The following is a 20,806-nucleotide window of genomic DNA, read 5'->3' as shown; positions in this document are numbered from 1 at the left end:
ACCGCTACCTCATTTAATTGCCGCTGTTGCTCTTTTTTGTATCCGATACGTTAGTGCCCGCTTTCTGAGCTTTCTGATCTTCCCAATACACTTCACCGATCATGTCCGCCAAAACGTCCGAGGTACGTTTTAACTCCTCCTCGGTGTTGTCAATACCCCCGATTTCGATCAAAATACTGTGGGAAGACAAGCTTTGATTGTACTCACCGTTGTTGCCTTTGCCACCATCTTTCCCCCATACACCACGTGATACGCCGTGATACGATTTTTCCAGCTTTTCATGAATACGAGCAGCAAAAGCTTCATTCTCGCGCCAATTTTTGTTGTCATGCCCGATAATAAAATATACCTTGGCATAGGAAAGCCCATTAATGGTTGCTGTTGTTTTTCCGTGACGTTGTGAATCTCGATGGATATCAAGCAGATAAGTTAAACCTTTATTTCCAGCTAAAGCTTCCTTGACTGTTTCGCGTGAATATTTATAGGAGTAGTTCCAATTGTAATTTTGAACTGTAGTGGCATAATCCTTGTTTACATGCAATGTGGATATCCCTTGCTTTTCAAGTCTCTTCTTTACAAAGTCCCCTACCCTTGACACATTGGCTGATTTAGAACCTGAATTGGGGTTGGAACTGGTTTTGCTGAGTAGTGGGTTATATGCTTCTCTGGGATGAGAATGGTAGATTAATATACGCTTGTCCCCTTTGGCTGTATCACCTGGATGATCCTCACGTACCGGGTCTGTTTCCGGTGTTGTCGGAATATCCGGCGTAGTAGTCGGTGGATTCTCAGATGCATCTGAGCCACCAGGGGCATCCGTCGTCCCCTGATCGGGCTGATAGTCCGTAGGACCCTCTACCTTGGTGTTCCCCGAACCCTTGCGCAGCAAGACAGGTGCTCCTGCAGACATGCCAGGAATCTCACGAGAAATGAGACTTTTGGGATCCTGCGGATTAATACCTGTAAGCATCTGAAAAACAAAAGGCGACCATTGTTCACCCGACAACGAAGATTGCTGCTTCTTTTGTGCCAAATGAGGTACTTCCATACCTAGCATATCCGCGAAAAAACCGCTGGACACCGATCCTGCCAATCCTTTCATGGAAGAAACAGGAGAGGTTTGTAGACGATTTTCTGCCAATCCCCCTAGCCCCAAAACGACAAATAAAAGCGCCGAGCCCATGATCAGCAGCACAAGCGTATGTCCCATCGCCAAAATTTCGATACCTTTTCTTCTCCATCTTCCGACGTTCCAGGTCTGAATTTTTTTCATGTGAGCCTTGTCCTCCTTCGTCCCGTCGAAACCCGCTTTATTTAGGAACATAGGGTTCCTATCTGCTACGGAAATCTCTTATACTTCAACTCTATGAACGGAGAACAATTGCTAGAACACAAAAAATCTCTATTACAGGTATATCACCTCCCTTTTTGAAAGAGATTAGATTCCTGTTAAATAGAGACTATTGTGTATGAAATACGATTTTACCACCCTTGATTAATGCGTATAGGCGGCGACATTGCCAGGATCAACAGCTTCGTGCAGAGCAGCGTTCAATCCAGTAGCAATAATGTTCGCGATATCTTCAATAAATTCATCGATCTCTTTAGGAGTCACGATCAGATCATGTCCCAGCGGTTGTAGGACCTCTCTCACCAGCCCAAGTCTCTCAGGTTCTGAAATATCGTCCAACATCCCCAGGATTGCTTTTGTAGAAGCCTTTTCTTTGGTAAAATGTGTTTTCATCAGTTCAATTACGTTATTGACAATGGTCGAAGCGTAGCATACCGTTGGTACGCCGATAGCGATACACGGAACACCCATAATATCCTTGGTGATACCGCGCCGCTTGTTGCCAATACCTGAACCCGGATGTATCCCGATATCGGCCACCTGAATAGTCGTGTTGACGCGCTCCAGTGAACGTGACGCCAGAGCATCAATGGCAATAATCAGTTCTGGCTTTGTGCGATCCACGATGCCTTGAACAATTTCACTGGACTCGATCCCCGTAATACCCAGGACGCCCGGTGCAATTGCACTCACATCTCGATAGCCCGGATTGATTTGATCAGGTGTCAGTTCAAAAAATTGACGAGTCACCATTAAATTTTCAACGACAAGCGGACCCAGCGAATCGGGAGTGACGTTCCAGTTGCCCAGACCTACCACCAGTACCTTTGCCGTATTAGAGATTCCTATTTTTTGTATAAAATGCTCCATTTCTTTTGCAAATGCAATAGCGACACGTTGCTGGAGCCCCGTGTCGCCTTCACGCAGGCCGGGTACTTCTAGTGTGACGTAATGTCCTTGTACCCGCCCAATACGGTTGGCTCCTTCTTCATTCAGTACATCCAGCCGTGTGATTTTGATTCCGTTATCTTCCTCCACATTCTCACTTATGCCCGCCAGAGGTACAGGCTGATCCCGTTCGGCCAGTTCTCTTGCCTCTAATGCCAAATCCGTGCGTACCGCATACTTCTGCAAATCCAGATCCATCTTTTAAGCCTCCTTGGATACCATCTTTGACTATAGTGTGCGAGACACCCAACAGGTTTATGCACATCCATTTTCATCCTGTAATTCGCATCGCCTCAGAATGTTTTCTTATTGCAATTTGAGGTGTGGCATGCTAAAATATTTTAAGTTGTGAAACGTTTGTGTTCATAAGTAATGCCTTTACAGGAGGTGAATGTAATGCCAAACATCAAATCCGCTATCAAACGCGTTAAAACTAGCGACAAACGCCGTGCGTTGAACGCTTCCCAAAAATCTGCGCTTCGTACAGCAGTAAAAGCTGCCGATACAGCGTTGGTAGGTAACGAAGCTGAAACTGCTGCTGCTGCTTTCAAAGTAGCTTCCCAAAAGCTGGACAAGGCTGTAACTAAAGGTCTGATCCACAAAAATGCAGCTGCTCGCAAGAAATCCCGCTTGGCGAAAAAACTTAACGCTCTTACAGCTCAAGCGTAAGCAAGAGCTACTTTCATACGTTAATGAAAAAAATCTGACCAGCCTTGGCTGATCAGGTTTTTTTAGTTTATAACTTTTATTAATTTATAGAGTCAGCTTTTCACGATACATTAGCTGACTCTATAACAGCACATGGGGGGAATTAGATTGAAGCCCCCGCACCCATTTTCATCAAAAACAGCTCCAATCCCAGTACCTTGTCAACGACACCTGTTTTCATATGATAATCCAGCTCGCCCAATTCGTAGAGAAGCTGACGCAGCTGCTCAGGGCGAAACCTCCGCGCTTGGTCTCCTGCAACTTTCACCCCATAAGGATGCAAACTAAGCTGACTCGCAATTTGTTGCTGGGAATAGCTTTGACCTGCCAGCTCTTTGACCTGCAACATAATACGGAACTGGCGCGTGATCAAAGCGGCAATCTTGATCGGTTCCTCTTTTTGCTTAAGCAACTCATAGAAAATACTGAGTGCCTTATCCAGCCGCAAATTAGCCAGATCCTCAACCATCGCAAATACGTTTTGCTCTGTGTTACGAGGCACCAGGGATTCTATATCAGCAGATGAGATGGTTCCCTGTGCTCCTGCGTACAAGCAGAGCTTGTCTATCTCAGCAGCCAAGGATTGCAGCCCGGTACCTGTGAATTGAATGAGGCTTTCAGCAGCTCCTGCAGCCAATTGCACTTCTCTTTCTCCTGCACGCTTATGAATCCAAGCCACAAGATCATCTCCACCCATTGGAGCAAAAGCAATAACCGAAGCATCACTTTTCAGTTTTTTGACAATCTTTTTCCGTTCATCCAACTTTTCAGCCTGAACCGTAAAAACGATGACGCTATAGTCAGTCGGGTTATCCATATAAGTCAACAGCGTCTCAAGCCGGTGCTCTATCTTACCGCTATCTTTGCCTGCTGCAAATACACTGGTATCCCGTACAATAATCAGCTTCTTTGGTACCAGAAAAGGCGCTGTTTCTGCCTCCTCCACGACCACCTCAATGGGCGTTTCGGTTAAATCATAAGGAATGATTGCGAAGTCACGGTGCTCCTCTTCCACCACTTTCTCTTTAAGCATCTCAACAAACTGCTTCATTTGATATTTTTCACTGCCGTATAGCAAATACACTGGCGAAATGTCGCCTTTGCGAATAGCCTTAGAGGCTGTTTTTACATCCATTTTCCGTTCCCCCCACCCACTGATCGTACCCGACATCCGAACGGAAGGCAAGTCATGATACAAACGAAGGGACCCTGCCTATAGGCAGGATCCCTTCACCACCATCTATATCAACACGGCAGCAGAAAGCTCTAGAAACTTTCGGCCGTCGGGATACGACGTCGGTTCATATAGTTTATTCTCTGTTTTTAAAAGTGTGTCAACTTACGGAAACTATTTTCCAGTGCTGCGCGGGACGGTGTACGTATATTTACTTGCTGTCCCATCCTGCTCCGTCTCATACATAAAGGTCTGGCTATCTTCTGACCAGCTTCCTTTGACCCAGGCACCTTTTAAAGTACGGACTTCCAGGGTTGTTCGGTCTACACCGTTATCGGAAAGCTTATACACTTTCAGCTTTTTGCCCTCAATAGCCACCGCATAGCTACCATCAGGCGAGTTGAGCTGATCTGTAGATGCGGATTGGGCACTATAGCTGGAAGCATTATCGTTGTCTGGAGAGACCAGTGAATTAGATACAAAGCCTTCTTTACGAACGGGGTCTTGTGACACGGATGATTGCTGATCATTAGAAGCTGCATTGCTGCTATCCGTTCCCAAGGTATTCCCCGAATCCTTAGTGATGCTTTTGGAAGTCGTGTCTTTCGACGTTTCGTTTGACGCAATCCGCTCCTGCACCTTCAATTCCTGACTAAGCGACGAAGATGAATCATTCGTACTCGTGCTATCGTTATTACCGTCCTGAGCCGTACCCGTACCCGCTAGGGGCGCTTTTTCCATTTTCGGTTCTAACTGTTCATCAGGAGCAATCGTGGGTTGATCAGATTTTTCCTGACTTAACTGTTTGTCCTCAGATTTAGGAGCATCTCCAGCAGACGGATTTTCCTTTGTCATCTGACGATCCGTACGTAGCTGTCCCTGCCCTTCCTCCTGACGAGAAGAACGTTCAGCTGGTGCAGATTTCGTCGAATCTTCCTCCCCAGCTCGCTGATCGTCACGTTTCCCAGCATCCCGTTTGGAAGAGTTCTTTTCATCGTCTGCATTGGTTGCACCTTTGCTCAGGTCAGGATCTTTATCCGCAGGTAGCTGAGATGCATCCGTTCCTTGCCCCTGCTCTGACGGCTGCTGTGTAGAATCCGAACCAATTGCATCACGGCCTCCACTGCCATTGGATGTCTCTGGAGGAATTTCCGTCTGATTCTGCGGATTCGTCACTTCGGGCGACTGGGTTGTAAGTATGCCTTCCGCATCCTGCACTGTTTTAGGCTCGAAGTTAAATACTACAATCCCCAGTACAACAGCAGCGGCAGCCACGCCCATAGCAGCGCGCCCAGCCATTCGATTCCACCAAGGTGTAGGCTGGGTACGCTGTCTAGGCACTGGTCCAGGCTCTACAGCCACAGGCTGCATTTCCTGAAGCGCACTTCCCTGCTCTTCACGTGCGCGGTCAATGGCATCAAGCTGAGGCATGATGGAATCCACCAGGCTGAACGCCGGGGAAACCGCAGGCAATTCCTCCAGCTCGCGAGAGAGTGTCTGAAGAATAAGAAATTTTTCCGCACAGTCCGGGCAAGTCGCAATATGGTTCATTAATTGGGACGTCTCTTCTTCGCCCAGCTCATGATCCACATAACGCTGCATCCAATCCATCACCTCTTCCCCACACTTCATCCTGATACACCACCTTTCTGATATTCCTGAAGTAGCCCTTGCAATTGCTGTCTTGCACGATATAAGTATGACTTGACCGTATTTAGCGGCAAATCCAGAGAATCTGCAATCTCGTTATAGGAGAAATCCTGCAAATATCTTAAGACAATTACCGTCCGGTGGTGCTCCGGAAGCTGTTGTATAGCCTCACGAACATCCTGTGCCATGTAAGAGGTCAACACCTCGACCTCCACGTTTTGGGGATCGTTGAATATCATGTCGTGCTCGTCAATGGAAACCGAGGGTTTCGTTCTTCTGAATTTGTCGATGCATATATTCGTTACAATGCGTTGGACCCAAGTTTTAAACTGCGCTTTTTCCTCATAAGAGTTAATTTTGGAATAGATCCGTATGAGGGCTTCTTGTGAAGCATCCATGGCGTCCTGCTCATTGTTTAGAATGTAATATGCCGTACGGTACACATGCTGTTCTATCTCTCTTAATAGGGTAATGAGAGCGTCGCGATCGCCCGATTGAGCGGCTCGAATGAGTCCCTGCTCTACCACAAAGGATCCCCCTCTCCCTGCAATATTACAGACGTATCCATTTTGCAAATTGTTGCAGGATAGACGTCTGACACTAATTTTATTTTTTTAACAAAAAAAATTATACCAAAAAGCCCAGAATCCCCAGCGTATCCTCCCTTAGAATAACAGAAAAAGGGAAGGTAGTCACCTTCCCCTAGCTCCTACATACATCTAAATGCTAGCCTATCGAGCTGCAGGATCATATTGTTACTTCTTGGAAACCAAAAAATCAGATATGAGTTCTAATTGATAAGTCAGAGCAATCGGATCTTGAAAATAAAAATCGTCGATTGAGTATTGATATACTTTACCTGATTTAACGGCAGAAAGGTTCTTCCACACACTTTTAGATAAAATATCTTTTCCTTGGTCTGCTCCGTCGCCTCGAATACCCAACATTAAAAAATCGGCATCTCCCAGCATCTCCGGTAAAGCCTCTATTGAAATGCTGGCCCACCCCTTCTCGAACGCTGCCTTTTCTACCTTCTCAGGAGCATGAAGTCCCAACTCATCATAAAGTATGGCTCCTCCACGTCCATAAGATTTTCCATATAGATATAATTCTTTTCCTGTAATCTCAAAAATAGCGATTTTTTTACCCGAATCAATGACGTCAGACAAAGCCTGTTTCTTCTCAGCAATCTTGGTTGCAAAATCAGCCAGGCAATTCTTCGCTTCCTGCTCCTTGTTTAACACTTTGCCCAGCTCCATCAGACGGTCCTTATATTGATATTTACCATATGGAATAAACACAGTAGGCGCTATTTTTTTCAGATTTTCATATGCTTTCTCATCATAGGTAATGATCAGATCCGGCTTTAGGGTGATCACCTTTTCAAGGGACAATGCGGAGCTGTCACCGATATTTTCAACACCATTCAAGTATTTTTTATAATATGGAGCATTAAATACGGTATCTGGAGCCCCTACAGGTGTAATACCAAGTGCTAGCACATCACCTACATAATCACCAACTGCAACTACAACACGCTGAGGATGCTCAGGAAGGGTAATTGTACCTTTATCACTTTCATATGTACGCGTGGCAGCCTCACCTCCAATTGATGTGCTCTTGGGAGCAGTCGATTGACCGCTTTCTGTTACAGTCCCACCCCCACTTGTAGCGCATGCACTCAATACCAGCATTAATGAAATGATGAACAAACAAGCTGAGGCTCTAAATTTAAAATAACTCACAATATTCCTCCCGTTAATAATGATTCTCATTTTCATTACTCATATGATTCTATCAAAGCTTACAGCTACTGTCCATGCAGATTGGATTCAAAGCAAACAGCCCACTCCTGAGAGTGAGCACCCTTTTAGTATGTTGTTGTATTAGTATCTGTTTTGTACCGTTTACGTTGATACCGCACACTCAGTTTACCTTGCTGCGCTCGAATCTGTATCTCTCCCATCGTATCTGTTCGATATATAGCAGAATCAACTGCCGATAAACGTTCCAATACCGCTTCATTCGGATGTCCGTAAGTATTGGTCGCACCGACCGAAATAACGGATACTTTCGGTCGCCAGTAGGATAACCACTCTTCCGAGGTGGAATACTTGCTACCGTGATGTGCTATTTTCATGACATCTACAGCTTTCCCGACAGCCCCCGCTGCTCCCTTATCTTTCACACCTGATGAAAAACGAGTTAATTCAGAGAGCAACGACGACTCTGCTGCATCATCCATATCTCCTGTGAACAAAAAAGAGGCTCCCTCCATCTCCAATATCATGGCAACAGAGTAATGATTTTGCTCCTTCATAACAGGCAACTGCTCAGATTCGTTCTCCGGTGGCGTAAACGGATAGAGAAAGCGGATTTTCGTAGCCTGGTCTGGTTCCCATTCCATACTATGATGTGCACCGTACAGCTTAATCTGCTTGTCTAAAGCCGTGTTCAACAGCTTACGGAATGGGGCTTTATCTGTCAGGGTACCATTAAAAAACAAGGTAGATACGGGAATCTGGTCAAGCACAGCCTGTAGTCCTCCTGCATGATCATGATCTCCGTGTGTTAAAATGACAGCGTCCAGCCGATGTACACCTCGTTGCTTTAGCAAGGGTACAATCGTATCTTCACCTACCTCATAGGGATCTGCGCGTTTGCGCCAAGCATTTTTCCCTGTAGCAAAGTCCATTGTACCCCCGCCATCCACCAAAATATGTTTCCCGCCCGGCGTGGTAATTAAAATGCTGTCACCTTGGCCCACATCCAGATATTGAACAGTTCCCGTATTTCCTCCACTAGGAGATTGGTAACCTGTATACAATATGCCAAGCCAGGCGATAACACTTAGAGCCAGTGCCAAATGACGATAACCATTCCACTGTCGACGCGCAAATTTCCCTGCTCCCTCAGGTTCATGAGCTGTATTCAAAACAGCAGCCCATTCGGCAGAAGCAGCTAATCCCGTATAAACGGGTGATGATATGGGTGTGGAATTCAAAACAGAATTATCGTCTGTTTGCCTGCGAGATGTCAGCCACGTTTTAAGCCAGTACAGAACACTATACAGAGCTGCGTAATACGCCATGACCCACAGGATGGAGGAAGACGGCCAAATACTCACATAAGCATCATCCACATTCAGCCATTTCACTAGTAAAAAGGTCAAATCGTTCAATTGCTCTGCCGGCCACGCAAGAATACGAGCCCCATCCCCCCACAAAAAGGAAAGCCCCATCGCCACCGTACCTATTGGAAGCACGATATATGTAATAAGGGGTACAAGCACAAAATTGGCCGCAAATGATAACAGCGAAAATTGATTAAAGTAGAATACCGTCATTGGAAACGAAACAAGCTGTGCCGTAATTGTAATCGCAATCTCACCGCCGATCAGGAGAGGCCATTTGGCGAAAAACGGCTTCATAAGCGGCATATAAATGAGCAACCCACCTGTCACCAAAAAGGAAAGCTGAAAGCTGACGCTAAGTAGATAATATGGATTCCAAATCAGCATGAGCAACGCGGATATACTTAAAATATTAAGTCCGTCTTTGAGCACACCTCGTCGGGCTGCAAACAAGCCGATCATCGCCATAATTCCCGCCCTCACAACAGAGGGAGAAGCACCTGTCAGCAGGACATAAGCCGGAATGAGTATCAAAACGACTGTAAGAGATGTCTCGCGGCTAACTCTTAGTAGCTTGAGTAAATATAATAGTGTAGCTGCATATACCGCCACATGCATGCCCGATATTGCTAAAATATGCGTTAAACCAAGCTTCGTAAACTCGTTATACGTTGCTGGGTCCAACTCATCTGTTACCCCAAGCACCAGTCCTTTCATATATCCTGCGTGATGAAGTGATGTAAATGCCGATTCCATTCTCTGCCCTAGTTGCTCCCTTAGCTGATCATTCCATCTGAACAAAGTGTAGCGGTTCCACAGTGAAGCCTCCTGCTTCTGTAACGAGGCTGCTCCATCGCCTTTGAAAAGCCAGTGGATTTCCTGTGTGTGCAGGTATTCACTATAATCAAAGCTACCAAAGTTCCCCGCTTTTGTAGGAGCCTTTAAGGTGCCACGCAGTACGACTGCATCTCCACGTTGCCACGCTGCCGCAAGTTGCTGTTCCTGCTTGGCAGCCAACTTGATATGAACAATGACCTGTTCAGAAATTGGTGTACGATTCTCGTCCTTTTTCGAATGACTTCCGTAGTGATTGATTGAGGTGACTCTCATCTCAAACTGTGTTCGATCACCATCTACCTGTACTTTAGAAGCGATAAGCCCTGCTACTTGAACAGGCATGTCTTCCACCATAGAAGACGATACATGAAGAGCATCGGGAATACTGCTAACATTATGCGTATCATGCCAAAACCAATGAAATCCACCCCCGTTGAATGCAAGCCAAAGTAATACCATATGCCGGATGGGGATTTTCATCCATAAAGCTATAAGCGGAAAGATCAGGGTAACCCCCGCCCAGAGTAACAAAAGCATATGTCCAGAATACAGACATGCTCCCGCACTTCCTGTAATCCAACAAACAGTAAGGGTCAATATAGGTCTAGTTAACACAAGCTTAGCCTGAATACAATCACCTTCCGGTAGCAAACATTGCTTTCTGTCCAAAAAACACAAAACAAAAAGAACCTCTGACAAAATAGCATTCGTCAGAGGTTCTTCCTCGTTTACTTTTTTAATTCATTACATCCATCAGCGTTTCTTTTGGTGGATGATAGGTTTTCAGCATACGAAAGGCGATTCCCTTTTCCTCCATCATAGCACGAACCTTGTCGGCATCTTTGGGATAAGGTCGGTGGTATACAATCTCCACAATACCGCTGTTCGCCAACATATTGGCACACGTCCAGCATGGCTGGTCGGTGACATATACTGAAGAGCCTTCACGATCAATTCGGTCAGTAAACAGCAGCAGGTTCTGCTCCGCATGAATAGTGCGAATACAACGCTGCTTCTTAACCATTTCCTCGCGCCCATCACGGTGAACGACCTCATACTCCTCTGAGATCATGCAGCCTGCCTCAGAACAGTCAGGTACCCCGGATGGTGCTCCATTATAGGCCGTCCCCAAAAGCTTTTTACCTTGTACAAGTACGGCTCCAACATGACGCCGCGCACAGCGCGAACGGGTGGATACCATATAAGCGATATCCATGAAATAGGTGTCCCAGTCCTTGCGTACATCTGCACTCATTTCCATCTCTCCCGTATAAACAAGTTAAAACGTAAACCATACCGCTACCGCCGTTCTCAGGACCTGTACATTATAATCTTATATAAATTACAAACTGACATACGGCTTCATTTTAGCCAACATTTTAGCTCCGATTCCCTTTACATGATCCAAATCGTTCACACGTTTGAACGCCCCGTGCTGATTACGGTAGTTCAGTATAGCCTCGGCTTTTTTAGCCCCAACCCCCGGTAATTCCATTAACTCAGCAGCAGTCGCCGTGTTAATGTTTACCTTTTTTTCGCCGGAATCGGGTGTAGTAACCGAATCACTTACCCTATTGGTCCTACTCGTCGTTGCACCACTCGAACTAATAATACCTGTGTCTGAGCTCGGATTCGCAACACCTGACTGCTTTACGGTACTTGAATTTCCCGTAATAGAGTTTTCGCTCACAGCAGCAGATACACTAGTAGAAATCTGCACAGTATCACGTTTCACATTGTCAGCGGCTTCGGCATTCCTACTGCGCTCAGCTTTGTCTGAAGGTTCTTTTACACCAGGCTTTTTCTGGGCGTAGTCACTGCTGCGCTGCGACTCATTTGGCTCTGCCTCCATCGCCACAGCCTGCTCCACCTTATGGTTAAGTAAAGTCCACTCTTCTTGCGGCTCAGAGCGCTGTCCTCCGGCAAATAAAATAAGTCCACTCCCGATTACAGCAAGCGTTATCGCTGTTCCTGTCCATACACGTTTCATTTCCGTATCGTCCCCTACTCCACATGGATTTCGGGAAATTGAGCCGACTGAAAACACCGTCTCAATCAAACAGAGCAAGTCTGTCCAATTCCCGTTAAACCGGAGGGTGCAAACAACCTCCATACGGTCTCGCTGTGAGCATTTTCACAAAAAAGTGGTACGACCCCGGGGACGATCTAACATGCTCAGACATAAAATTCGTCATGTCGGCCAAGACCAGGCGCATACACTAAGAAGAATGACAGCTGACAGCACAGCGTCTATACCGCAAAGTATGAAAGGAGGACGTTGAACAATGAAAGTTGGATTTATCGGGACTGGCAGCATGGGAAGTCTGCTAATTGAGTCTTTTATTAATTCTAACGCACTCAAGCCGCAGCAAATATCAGCAAGCAATCGAACGCATTCCAAGGTAACCGAGCTAGCCCGTCGCTATCCAGGTTTGCATGCAGCCCAAAGCAACCGTGAAACGGCAGCGGAAAGCGATGTTCTGTTTATCTGTGTGAAGCCGCTGGAATCAAAAGCCGTAACGGATGAAATACGCAACGTCATTACAGAAGAGCAAATCGTCGTATCTATCACAAGCCCGGTGCAGATTCGTATTTTGGAACATGCACTGAAAGCCAAAGTGTCCAAAATTATTCCAAGTATCACCCACCAAGTGGGCAGCGGAGCCTCGCTGTGCATCCATGGAAGCCGGATTACAGAGGAGGATCGCACCCTTCTGGAAGAGCTTATGTCCCACATCAGCAGGCCGATTCGGGTTAAAGAATCTTATACTCGGATCACGTCGGATTTTTCGAGTTGTGGTCCTGCTTTCTTGGCCTTTTTTATGGACCAGTGGATTCAAGCCGCAGTTCAAGCTACAGGTATAGACCGTACGGAGCTATGCGCCCTGGCCGGAGAAATGATCATCGGCACTGGAAAGCTGCTCACGGAAGGCGGGATGACACCAGCCGAGTTACAGGCCAGAGTGGCGGTTCCCGGAGGTATTACCGCCGAAGCTCTCGCATTGTTGGACATCAGCCTGCATAGCGTCTTTCCCGAGCTGATACAGGCCACGCACAACAAATATGAAGAGGATATGCAAAAGGTAGATGTCTCCTTCGGCTTAAAGCCGATTAACCGGCAACAATATTAACCAGTTTACCTGGAACAGCAATTACCTTGCGGATCGTTTTGCCGGCCAGTGCCTGCTGAACATTGTCCAACGACACAGCGAATGCCTCCATCGCTTTAGCATCAAGGTCCTTGGCAATCGTTGCACGCTGTACGATTTTACCATTTACTTGCACAACAATTTCCACTTCGGCGTCCACCGTCCATGCTTCATCATAAGCAGGCCAAGCCGCGTAGGTAATGCTATCATTGTGCCCCAGCAGCTGCCACAATTCCTCAGCCAGATGGGGTGCAAGCGGCGACAGCATTTGCACGAAGTTTTCCATTGCTGCACGCGGCAGAAGGTCTGCTTTGTATGCATCGTTGGTGAAGATCATCAGCTGGCTGATCGCTGTATTGAAGCGTAGCGCATCCAGATCTTCGGTTACTTTTTTCAGCGTCTTATGCCAAGTACGATTGAACTCATCGCTACCGCCGTCATTTGTAATTTTATCGTTCAGGCTACCATCCTCGGAAACAAACAGGCGCCATACGCGGGACAGAAAACGATGTGCTCCCTCTACCCCATTCTCATTCCATGGCTTGGTCGCTTCCAGCGGCCCCATAAACATCTCATAAATACGCAGCGTATCGGCGCCAAATGTATTGACAATATCATCAGGATTAATGACATTACCGCGTGATTTACTCATTTTTTCATTGTTGTTGCCCAAAATCATACCCTGGTTGACCAGCTTATAAAAAGGCTCTTTCGTTTCCACTACGCCGATATCATACAGTACCTTATGCCAGAAACGGGCATACAGCAAGTGAAGAACCGCATGTTCCGCTCCGCCAATATACAAATCAACAGGCATCCATTCACGTTGTTTCTCTTTGGATACAAGCTCTTTGTCATTTTTCGGATCAATAAAGCGCAGGTAATACCAGCAACTTCCTGCCCATTGCGGCATTGTATTCGTCTCGCGACGTGCTTTCATACCTGTCTCAGGATCAATGGTTTCCACCCAATCTGTTGCGTTCGCCAGCGGGGATTCACCTGTACCTGAAGGCTTAATATTGTCCATCTCCGGCAGTACGAGCGGAAGTTGGTCCTCAGGAACCGTTTTGATCGTTCCATCCTCCAGATGAATTACCGGAATCGGCTCGCCCCAATAGCGTTGACGGCTGAACAGCCAGTCACGCAGGCGGTAGGTGACTTTGCCGTGTCCTTTGCCCTCGGCTTCCAGCCATTCAATCATCTTCGGAATCGCTTCCTCATTGGTAAGTCCATTCAGCGGGCCTGAATTGACGTGCGGTCCATCCTCAGTATATGGCTCATTAGCCACATCTCCTCCTTGGACAACCTCAATGATATTCAATCCGAATTGCTTGGCAAATTCCCAGTCACGCGTATCGTGAGCAGGTACAGCCATAATCGCTCCAGTTCCGTAGCCTGCCAGTACATAGTCAGCAATCCAGATCGGCAGCTTTTCGCCGTTCACCGGGTTCACTGCATAAGCTCCTGTGAATACGCCTGTTTTATCCTTGGCCAGATCCGTACGCTCCAGATCGCTTTTACGAGCAGCTTGTTCACGGTACTGTTGTACAGCATCCTTTTGCTCAGGCGTAGTGATAATATCCACTAATTCCTGCTCTGGTGCCAGCACACAGTAGCTTGCGCCGAACAGTGTATCTGGGCGGGTTGTAAATACTGTGAGTTGCTCGTCATAGCCTTCAATTGGAAAACGAACCTCTGCCCCGGTAGACTTACCGATCCAGTTCCGCTGCATATCCTTAATACTCTCAGACCAATCCAGTTCCTCCAGATCATCTAGCAGACGATCCGCGTATTCCGTAATTTTCAGCATCCATTGACGCATTGGTTTACGGACGACCGGATGACCGCCACGCTCACTCTTGCCGTCAATAACTTCTTCATTCGCCAGCACTGTTCCCAGCGCTGGGCACCAGTTCACGGGTACTTCAGCTACATATGCAAGGCCGCGCTTGTACAGCTGGATGAAGATCCACTGTGTCCATTTGTAATAATCAGGGTCCGTCGTGCTGATTTCACGATCCCAGTCGTAGGAGAAGCCGAGCGATTTGATTTGACGGCGGAAGTTATTTACGTTTTTCACCGTAATTTCGCGTGGGTGTTCCCCTGTATCCAGCGCATGCTGCTCGGCAGGCAGACCGAAGGCGTCCCAACCCATCGGATGCAGTACGTTGTAGCCGCGCATTCTTTTATAACGTGAAACAATATCCGTAGCTGTGTAGCCCTCTGGGTGGCCTACATGCAGGCCGGCTCCAGATGGGTACGGAAACATATCCAAAGCATAAAACTTCGGTTTGCCCGGCTCTTCCCCGGTGCGGAACGTCTTATTCTCATCCCAATATTTCTGCCATTTTGGTTCAATACTTTGCGGTTGATAGCCGTGCTTCGGCTGTGTGTCTGTCATTGTCTTTTTCCTCCTCAAACGGTATGCAACAAAAAAACCTCTGCATCCCGTAGCGTGTCAGCGCTAGGGACGAGAGGTTATATTCCCGTGGTACCACCCTAGTTAGCAGAAAGCGTTCTTCGCGTTCTACTCCCTTTGCACCTGATAACGGAGGTGATCCGATGCGGGTTAATAACAGGATACAAGCACCTGTAAAGGCGTTCCTGCGTTGGACGCATATCTCCGAGGCGAGTTCACTTTGCGCTGTCAACCGGCTTGCACCACCCGCCGGCTCTCTATATGTCCAGACAAAGCTACTATTCCTCATCAGCGATTGTTTAACCGTTAATAATGGCACTATTATATTGAAAACCGCGAAAAAAGTCAAATAAGGACTATCTTTGGTGTTAAAGACCCTCTTCATACTAATTGTTCATGACACATGCATACGAATGTTTTATAATAACTTCGAATTAAATTGATGAAAATTGAGTTGAGTTGAGATAAGAAAGGTGAGCTGAGACATGGCACAGATTAAAATTTTCGGAATAAAAGAAGCTCTAAATCCAATCAAAAAGCAGCTTTCAGAGGTGATTCATTCTGCTGTGGTGGATGCGTTCAAATATCCTCCAGACAAGAGGTTTCATCGTTTTTTCCCTATGGATCAGGAAGACTTTATATATGCCGATGGTCGCTCTGAGGCGTACACCATTATTGAAATCAGTATCTTTGAAGGCAGAACGACAGAAGCTAAGAAGCAGCTCATCCAGCTGTTATTCCAACGAATTACGGACCATTTTGGCATTGCTCCACAGGATCTTGAGATTACTATATTTGAAACGCCCAAACAGAACTGGGGTATTCGGGGTGTACCGGGTGATGAGCTTCAGTTGAACTATAAAGTGAATATATGAGTGCAAAAAGACGCCCTTCATGTCATCATGAAAAGCGTCTTTCTTTTCCTAAATTTGCTCAATGAGTCTTCACTATTTTACAGCAACATAAAACAGTCTCGCCGCGTCACCTTCTGCTTCTACCCATTCAAAATCCGCATATACCTTCACATCACGAAAACCTGCTTTGGACAATTCTGCCTTCATCCAGTCTGGATCATAGGCACGCTGTACATGAATTTCCTCGAAACGCTGATACAAATCGCGTCCCTCATGTTCTGCTTTCGCAAAGATACTAAGATGATGCTCAATTTCACAACGGGGAGTGTCCAACGCACATGTCCAGATATATGAGATAGAGCGATCATCCAGTACGAATGGCTGCTCTTCATCATAACGTAAAAACGTCTGCGGATGATGTACATCGAACAAGAAGGTTCCGCCAGGCTTCAGACCAGCATGAGTTCTACGAAAAGTAGAAATTATATCTTCTTCCTCCAACAAGTAATTCAGACAATCGCAAAAAGAAATTACAGAATCCACAGGCTCGGGTAAAACCCATTCTCTCATATCTTGCTGTATCCAGCGAACGCTTCCCTCACGAAACAATCGCTGTCCCTGGGGAGTGGTTTCCATTTTGCGACGGGCTACTGCCAGCATGTCAGAGGATAAGTCGATTCCAGACACTTCGAAGCCCGAGTTAACTAGGGGAATCGTAATCGAACCCGTTCCACAGCCCAGCTCAGCCACCGTATGCGGCATACCGTACTGATCCCAAGCCTGCCGTGCAAAGCGTAACCAGTCCGGGTACGGCATGTCCTGCATCAGCTCATCATACACATAGGCAAACTTCCGGTAAGAAGCCATTTTTATTCCCCATTCCCGTCCTTCGGTTTCGGCATTTTCTCCACCAGGTAGGTCCAGTTTTCCTTTTGTGTAACCATTCCTTCCTTCATCAGCTTGCCCATCGCACGCTTGAAGGCGGATTTACTAATACCAAACCGTTGCTTGATAATATCCGGCGGCGTTGCGTCGGAGTAAGGCATGCCGCCACCCGGACGCTCTTTCAGAAAAGCAATCAATCGATCTGCATCCTCATCACGGCCTACTTCCTTGCGTGGCGACATCGCCAGATTGACCCGACCGTCTTCGCGAACAAGTGTGACCCTTACCTTGACCTCTTCGCCCAAGCGAAGCATCCGGTTGCGTTCCGAGGAGTGAATCATCCCAATCGCGCCAAAACCAAGCACACCTCCGTCCACCAGAACGAATGTACCCATTTGAAGCGGCTTGTACACAGTCGCCTGTACCCACGTATTCAGCCACGAATCAGGGGCGTGGAAGCACAACGGAGCAAGCTCCTGTTCCCCTGCCAGCTTAGCCCGCAGTCTGCCTTGCTTGTCATGCTCCATAATGGCATATACGTAGTCGCCCACCCGAGGATGTAAATCTCGGTTTTCTGGCAACTCACGAATCGGCAGCAAAAGCTGACGACCCAATCCCATCTCTAGGAAACAACCCAAACGCGGATGCACATCGGCCACCTCAAGCTTTGCCATTTCGCCCAACGACAAGAACGGCTTTTTCATGGTTGCGGCCAAGCGGTCCTCTGTATCGTGAAAAATAAATACCTCCAACCGTTCACCAACTTCAATTTCACGTGTCAGCTCCGTATAATGCAGCAGCACATCCTGCTCACCAACAGTGAGAAAGTAGCCGAAAGGAGATACCTCACGATCCACCATAATGGTGACATAAGTACCGGCGATCAAACTCATACCTTTTCCACAACCTTAGCATCCGACCAGAGTCGTTCAATGTTATAGTATTCGCGCTCGTCGCGATGGAAGACATGCACTACTACATCCCCCAAATCCATTAGAACCCAACGGGCGGAATCCATTCCTTCGATTCCTTTGATGGTTACACCTTCATCATGAGCGCGTTTGCGAATTTCTGTTGCAATCGCCTGTACCTGTGTATCCGAATTACCGTGGCAGATGACAAAATAATCAGCTACTAGTGATATTCCCCGCAAATCCAGTGCGACAACATTCATTGCCTTTTTATCATTTGCAGCATCAACCGCTGTTTGCATTAATTGCTCATTAGTTAGGGTCATTCATGAACCTCCGTTTTTCTCTGTTTTAGTTGTTGAATCAAGTCATTACGCGACAAGACTGTTAGTGGAAAAATAACCTTTTTCTTTTCCAGCAACAATGAAATCGTGGAGTCGAATCCAGCGATAAGGCCCTGCTCCAAGCTTTTCTTTGCCTGTTTACGGATATGCTCAACCCCCGGAAAATCCCGTCCCGGTTCGATGTAATCAGCGAGACACACGACTTTATCCAGCAGGCTCATACCTACGCGTCCTGACGTATGCCAGCGAATCGCATTCCTTATTTCCGGATCATCCACTCCGTAATCTCTTGCTGCAACGCAGTATCCTACCTCTGAATGCCAGAGCTGCTTGTCATGTTCCAAAAGCTCCTGATCACATTCGGGATGACTGCGAATCACCTCTTCCATCTGCTGAACAGGCCAATATTTTGCTACATCATGCAAAATAGCCGCCAGTTCTGCCTTATCCGGATCTGCTCCATAGCGCTTCGCAAGCTCCACTGAGGTATGCATAACACCTAGTGTGTGCTTCCAGCGCTTTTCAGGCATTTGACCAGATACGGCTTCCATTAATTGCTCACGGCTGTACTTCATACAAACAGCCCCTTGTAATATAGTCATGCACACGATCAGGCACAAGATAACGGATAGTGCGCCCTTCCGCAGCACGCTCTCGAATATCCGTCGACGAAATATCCACCACCGGCATATCCGCCAGCAGTACCTTGTCCTTCAAATAATGCGGCAACTCATCCAACGCAAGCTGGAACCCTGGGCGCCGAACACCAATAAAACAAATTCGCTGCGCCAGCTCCTCAATTCCCTGCCAATGAGGCAAGTAGTTCACCATATCCGCACCAATAATAAAATAAAAATCCACAGCAGAGTGCAACTCTTGAAGCTCCTTGATCGTGTCAATGGTATAGGATACTCCCCCGCGAAGCACTTCAATATCCAGCACTTCAAAAGCAGGATGACCCGCTACCGCTTCACTCGTCATCTCCAGACGCTCCTTACCGCTCGCCCCCGCCTGATGCTTGTGCGGAGGAATATGAGAAGGCATAAACCATACTTGATCCAGCCCATAGGCATCTCTTGCCGCTTCTCCAGCCAGCAGATGTCCAATATGAATCGGGTCAAATGTACCACCCATAATACCGATTTTCATAATTTTCTCCCCGCGTGTTATCCTCTAGGCAACTCAATTTCCTTATGATCACGGGATTCTTTGTACAAAATAATAGTGCTCCCGATGATCTGAACAAGCTCAGAACCTGTCTCCTCGGCCAGTTCTTCCGCAATTTCATGCTTGTCGTCCAAACAGTTGTTCAAAATTTGCACTTTCATCAGCTCACGCTTTTCAATCGCATCGTTGATGTGACGCATAAGATGCTCATTCGTGCCGTTTTTACCTACTTGAAAAACCGGGTCCAAATGATGCGCCATTGAACGCAAATATCTTTTTTGTTTACCTGTTAACATGTATATTTAACCCCTTCGTCGCCACATATACAATGCAGCATTTCCATAATTTTAATGTACAATCTTACTTACGACAGGCTACTCAGCACAGCCGCTCTCATTTGCTCTACAGCAGGGACAACCCCTGTAAAATACTCAAAAGCCACAGCCCCCTGGTACACGAACATGCCCAAACCCCCATGTACAGTGCAGCCGCGCTGTTCACGGCTTTCCTGTAAAAGTCTCGTTTCCAGCGGGTTGTAGATCAAATCACTCACAATGATTCCCTCCGGAATCAAGCTCGTTTCCAGTGGAAGCTCATCCGCTAAAGGAGACATTCCCACCGAGGTTGTGTTAATCAACACATTCACTGTGGCGAGCACGCTCTTGGCATCTTCGTTGGAATAACCCCTCACTGGGATCGCTTCCGTCGTCCACTCTAATGCCAGTTGCTCAGCTTTGTCACGTGTTCGGTTCAAAATAATAACCGATTCCGGTTGCTCCTCCAACAGAGCATGAATCACGCCACGAGCAGCCCCTCCGGCTCCAAGAACAGCAATTCTTGCGCCCTTCAACTCGACAGAAGTCTCTTCTTTGAGGGAACGTACGTAGCCAATTCCGTCCGTGTTATAGCCCTTAAGACGTCCATTGTCATTCACTATCGTATTGACAGCGCCAATGAGTCTGGCCCCTTCATCAATCTCATCCAGATATTTCATAACCTCAACTTTATGGGGAATCGTCACATTGACTCCGCGGAAATGCAAAGCGCGAATCCCCTTCATGGCATCTTCCAGCTGATCCGGTTTGACATGAAGAGGTACAAAATCTCCTTCAATCCCCGCTGCCTGTAAAGCTATTTTATGCATAAGAGGCGATTTGGAGTGCTTGATCGGATCACCCAATACGCCCAATAGTACAAGACCTTGTTCGGTCGCTTCAGACTCCCCGCTGTTCATCGTTGCTCTCCCCCATATTGCAAAATATTAGGCCGCACAAAT

The 20,806-nt window shown here is 47.0% G+C and carries 21 protein-coding genes and 1 other annotated feature; of the genes, 3 read left to right on the top strand and 18 right to left on the bottom strand.

What is annotated here, in order from left to right; all coding sequences use genetic code 11:
- Positions 1-13: 13 nt before the first annotated feature.
- Both ACUYLD_RS19575 and gpr read right to left on the bottom strand, forming a co-directional pair.
- The gene (locus tag ACUYLD_RS19575; RefSeq protein WP_254325236.1) at positions 14-1,273 is read right to left on the bottom strand and encodes a stage II sporulation protein P; all 1,260 of its coding nucleotides are present in this window, start codon (positions 1,271-1,273) and stop codon (positions 14-16) included.
- 222 nt (positions 1,274-1,495) lie between these two features.
- The gene (gene gpr, locus ACUYLD_RS19570) at positions 1,496-2,497 is read right to left on the bottom strand and encodes a GPR endopeptidase (protein ID WP_039272306.1); all 1,002 of its coding nucleotides are present in this window, start codon (positions 2,495-2,497) and stop codon (positions 1,496-1,498) included.
- 198 nt (positions 2,498-2,695) lie between these two features.
- Here gpr and rpsT point away from each other — a divergent pair, with 198 nt between their 5' ends.
- On the top strand, positions 2,696-2,968 hold the full coding sequence (gene rpsT, locus ACUYLD_RS19565; RefSeq protein WP_013311181.1) for a 30S ribosomal protein S20: 273 nt from the start codon (positions 2,696-2,698) through the stop codon (positions 2,966-2,968).
- Between the two features lie 142 nt (positions 2,969-3,110).
- On the opposite strand, the gene holA is transcribed toward rpsT, so the two are convergent.
- The 8 genes from holA to ACUYLD_RS19525 all read right to left on the bottom strand — a co-directional run bounded on the left by holA (position 3,111) and on the right by ACUYLD_RS19525 (position 11,791).
- A complete protein-coding gene (gene holA / locus ACUYLD_RS19560) occupies positions 3,111-4,142 on the bottom strand; it encodes a DNA polymerase III subunit delta (RefSeq protein WP_029515366.1) in 1,032 nt (343 codons plus the stop codon).
- A gap of 213 nt (positions 4,143-4,355) precedes the next feature.
- Positions 4,356-5,813: a zf-HC2 domain-containing protein gene (locus ACUYLD_RS19555; RefSeq protein ID WP_446675781.1), complete on the bottom strand. Its 1,458-nt coding sequence runs from the start codon at positions 5,811-5,813 to the stop codon at positions 4,356-4,358.
- The gene (locus ACUYLD_RS19550; RefSeq protein WP_013311184.1) at positions 5,810-6,358 is read right to left on the bottom strand and encodes an RNA polymerase sigma factor; all 549 of its coding nucleotides are present in this window, start codon (positions 6,356-6,358) and stop codon (positions 5,810-5,812) included. The genes ACUYLD_RS19555 and ACUYLD_RS19550 overlap by 4 nt, the downstream gene beginning before the upstream one ends.
- Before the next feature lie 228 nt (positions 6,359-6,586).
- Positions 6,587-7,576 carry an iron-hydroxamate ABC transporter substrate-binding protein gene (locus ACUYLD_RS19545; RefSeq protein WP_446675780.1) on the bottom strand — a complete coding sequence of 330 codons (990 nt, stop codon included), beginning with the start codon at positions 7,574-7,576 and terminating at the stop codon, positions 6,587-6,589.
- 125 nt (positions 7,577-7,701) lie between these two features.
- Positions 7,702-10,275: a ComEC/Rec2 family competence protein gene (locus ACUYLD_RS19540; protein ID WP_446675806.1), complete on the bottom strand. Its 2,574-nt coding sequence runs from the start codon at positions 10,273-10,275 to the stop codon at positions 7,702-7,704.
- Positions 10,205-10,357 carry a hypothetical protein gene (locus ACUYLD_RS19535; protein ID WP_341163795.1) on the bottom strand — a complete coding sequence of 51 codons (153 nt, stop codon included), beginning with the start codon at positions 10,355-10,357 and terminating at the stop codon, positions 10,205-10,207. Before ACUYLD_RS19535 ends, ACUYLD_RS19540 begins: the two co-directional genes overlap by 71 nt.
- Before the next feature lie 180 nt (positions 10,358-10,537).
- Positions 10,538-11,056: a deoxycytidylate deaminase gene (locus ACUYLD_RS19530; RefSeq protein ID WP_025723414.1), complete on the bottom strand. Its 519-nt coding sequence runs from the start codon at positions 11,054-11,056 to the stop codon at positions 10,538-10,540.
- Positions 11,057-11,143: 87 nt separating this feature from the next.
- A complete protein-coding gene (locus ACUYLD_RS19525; RefSeq protein ID WP_446675779.1) occupies positions 11,144-11,791 on the bottom strand; it encodes a ComEA family DNA-binding protein in 648 nt (215 codons plus the stop codon).
- Between the two features lie 295 nt (positions 11,792-12,086).
- Between ACUYLD_RS19525 and comER the strand changes: the two genes are divergently transcribed.
- On the top strand, positions 12,087-12,932 hold the full coding sequence (gene comER, locus ACUYLD_RS19520) for a late competence protein ComER (RefSeq protein WP_028540440.1): 846 nt from the start codon (positions 12,087-12,089) through the stop codon (positions 12,930-12,932).
- On the opposite strand, the gene leuS is transcribed toward comER, so the two are convergent.
- On the bottom strand, positions 12,913-15,351 hold the full coding sequence (leuS, locus tag ACUYLD_RS19515) for a leucine--tRNA ligase (protein WP_250260885.1): 2,439 nt from the start codon (positions 15,349-15,351) through the stop codon (positions 12,913-12,915). The two genes, comER and leuS, sit on opposite strands and share 20 nt — an antisense overlap.
- 62 nt (positions 15,352-15,413) lie before the next feature.
- Positions 15,414-15,670, bottom strand: a binding site (T-box leader).
- A gap of 184 nt (positions 15,671-15,854) precedes the next feature.
- On the opposite strand from leuS, the gene ACUYLD_RS19510 reads away from it, so the two are divergent.
- On the top strand, positions 15,855-16,244 hold the full coding sequence (locus ACUYLD_RS19510) for a tautomerase family protein (RefSeq protein ID WP_069290032.1): 390 nt from the start codon (positions 15,855-15,857) through the stop codon (positions 16,242-16,244).
- A gap of 72 nt (positions 16,245-16,316) precedes the next feature.
- Here the strand turns inward: ACUYLD_RS19510 and ACUYLD_RS19505 are convergent, their stop codons facing one another.
- From ACUYLD_RS19505 to aroE, 7 genes are all read right to left on the bottom strand, one after another.
- On the bottom strand, positions 16,317-17,090 hold the full coding sequence (locus ACUYLD_RS19505) for a class I SAM-dependent DNA methyltransferase (protein WP_250268861.1): 774 nt from the start codon (positions 17,088-17,090) through the stop codon (positions 16,317-16,319).
- 2 nt (positions 17,091-17,092) lie between these two features.
- Positions 17,093-18,001 (bottom strand): CvfB family protein, encoded by a 909-nt coding sequence (locus tag ACUYLD_RS19500; RefSeq protein WP_029515375.1) that lies wholly within the window; start codon positions 17,999-18,001, stop codon positions 17,093-17,095.
- A complete protein-coding gene (rsfS, locus tag ACUYLD_RS19495) occupies positions 17,998-18,345 on the bottom strand; it encodes a ribosome silencing factor (RefSeq protein WP_025723405.1) in 348 nt (115 codons plus the stop codon). Before rsfS ends, ACUYLD_RS19500 begins: the two co-directional genes overlap by 4 nt.
- Complete coding sequence (gene yqeK, locus ACUYLD_RS19490; protein WP_039272316.1) at positions 18,342-18,938, bottom strand: bis(5'-nucleosyl)-tetraphosphatase (symmetrical) YqeK; 597 nt, start codon at positions 18,936-18,938, stop codon at positions 18,342-18,344. The genes rsfS and yqeK overlap by 4 nt, the downstream gene beginning before the upstream one ends.
- A complete protein-coding gene (gene nadD, locus ACUYLD_RS19485; RefSeq protein WP_039272317.1) occupies positions 18,922-19,512 on the bottom strand; it encodes a nicotinate-nucleotide adenylyltransferase in 591 nt (196 codons plus the stop codon). The genes yqeK and nadD overlap by 17 nt, the downstream gene beginning before the upstream one ends.
- Positions 19,513-19,529: 17 nt before the next feature.
- Positions 19,530-19,826 (bottom strand): ribosome assembly RNA-binding protein YhbY, encoded by a 297-nt coding sequence (gene yhbY, locus ACUYLD_RS19480; protein ID WP_446675778.1) that lies wholly within the window; start codon positions 19,824-19,826, stop codon positions 19,530-19,532.
- Positions 19,827-19,894: 68 nt separating this feature from the next.
- Positions 19,895-20,764, bottom strand: a complete 870-nt coding sequence (gene aroE / locus ACUYLD_RS19475; RefSeq protein WP_322160757.1) for a shikimate dehydrogenase — start codon at positions 20,762-20,764, stop codon at positions 19,895-19,897.
- Positions 20,765-20,806: the final 42 nt, after the last annotated feature.

This window comes from Paenibacillus sp. SER-28 (assembly GCF_052906305.1).
Note: the sequence above shows the minus strand (reverse complement) of the source record. Positions and strands in the feature narration are given on the sequence as shown.

What these genes read in the sequence shown, in the direction of transcription:
- ACUYLD_RS19525 (WP_446675779.1), bottom strand. Translation starts at nt 11,791, where the DNA reads ATGAAACGTGTATGGACAGGAACAGCGATAACGCTTGCTGTAATCGGG.
- rsfS (WP_025723405.1), bottom strand. Translation starts at nt 18,345, where the DNA reads ATGACCCTAACTAATGAGCAATTAATGCAAACAGCGGTTGATGCTGCA.
- ACUYLD_RS19500 (WP_029515375.1), bottom strand. Translation starts at nt 18,001, where the DNA reads ATGAGTTTGATCGCCGGTACTTATGTCACCATTATGGTGGATCGTGAG.
- leuS (WP_250260885.1), bottom strand. Translation starts at nt 15,351, where the DNA reads ATGACAGACACACAGCCGAAGCACGGCTATCAACCGCAAAGTATTGAA.
- ACUYLD_RS19575 (WP_254325236.1), bottom strand. Translation starts at nt 1,273, where the DNA reads ATGAAAAAAATTCAGACCTGGAACGTCGGAAGATGGAGAAGAAAAGGT.
- ACUYLD_RS19510 (WP_069290032.1), top strand. Translation starts at nt 15,855, where the DNA reads ATGGCACAGATTAAAATTTTCGGAATAAAAGAAGCTCTAAATCCAATC.
- yqeK (WP_039272316.1), bottom strand. Translation starts at nt 18,938, where the DNA reads ATGAAGTACAGCCGTGAGCAATTAATGGAAGCCGTATCTGGTCAAATG.
- yhbY (WP_446675778.1), bottom strand. Translation starts at nt 19,826, where the DNA reads ATGTTAACAGGTAAACAAAAAAGATATTTGCGTTCAATGGCGCATCAT.
- ACUYLD_RS19555 (WP_446675781.1), bottom strand. Translation starts at nt 5,813, where the DNA reads ATGAAGTGTGGGGAAGAGGTGATGGATTGGATGCAGCGTTATGTGGAT.
- nadD (WP_039272317.1), bottom strand. Translation starts at nt 19,512, where the DNA reads ATGAAAATCGGTATTATGGGTGGTACATTTGACCCGATTCATATTGGA.
- aroE (WP_322160757.1), bottom strand. Translation starts at nt 20,764, where the DNA reads ATGAACAGCGGGGAGTCTGAAGCGACCGAACAAGGTCTTGTACTATTG.
- holA (WP_029515366.1), bottom strand. Translation starts at nt 4,142, where the DNA reads ATGGATGTAAAAACAGCCTCTAAGGCTATTCGCAAAGGCGACATTTCG.
- ACUYLD_RS19535 (WP_341163795.1), bottom strand. Translation starts at nt 10,357, where the DNA reads ATGTCTGTATTCTGGACATATGCTTTTGTTACTCTGGGCGGGGGTTAC.
- ACUYLD_RS19505 (WP_250268861.1), bottom strand. Translation starts at nt 17,090, where the DNA reads ATGGCTTCTTACCGGAAGTTTGCCTATGTGTATGATGAGCTGATGCAG.
- comER (WP_028540440.1), top strand. Translation starts at nt 12,087, where the DNA reads ATGAAAGTTGGATTTATCGGGACTGGCAGCATGGGAAGTCTGCTAATT.
- rpsT (WP_013311181.1), top strand. Translation starts at nt 2,696, where the DNA reads ATGCCAAACATCAAATCCGCTATCAAACGCGTTAAAACTAGCGACAAA.
- gpr (WP_039272306.1), bottom strand. Translation starts at nt 2,497, where the DNA reads ATGGATCTGGATTTGCAGAAGTATGCGGTACGCACGGATTTGGCATTA.
- ACUYLD_RS19530 (WP_025723414.1), bottom strand. Translation starts at nt 11,056, where the DNA reads ATGAGTGCAGATGTACGCAAGGACTGGGACACCTATTTCATGGATATC.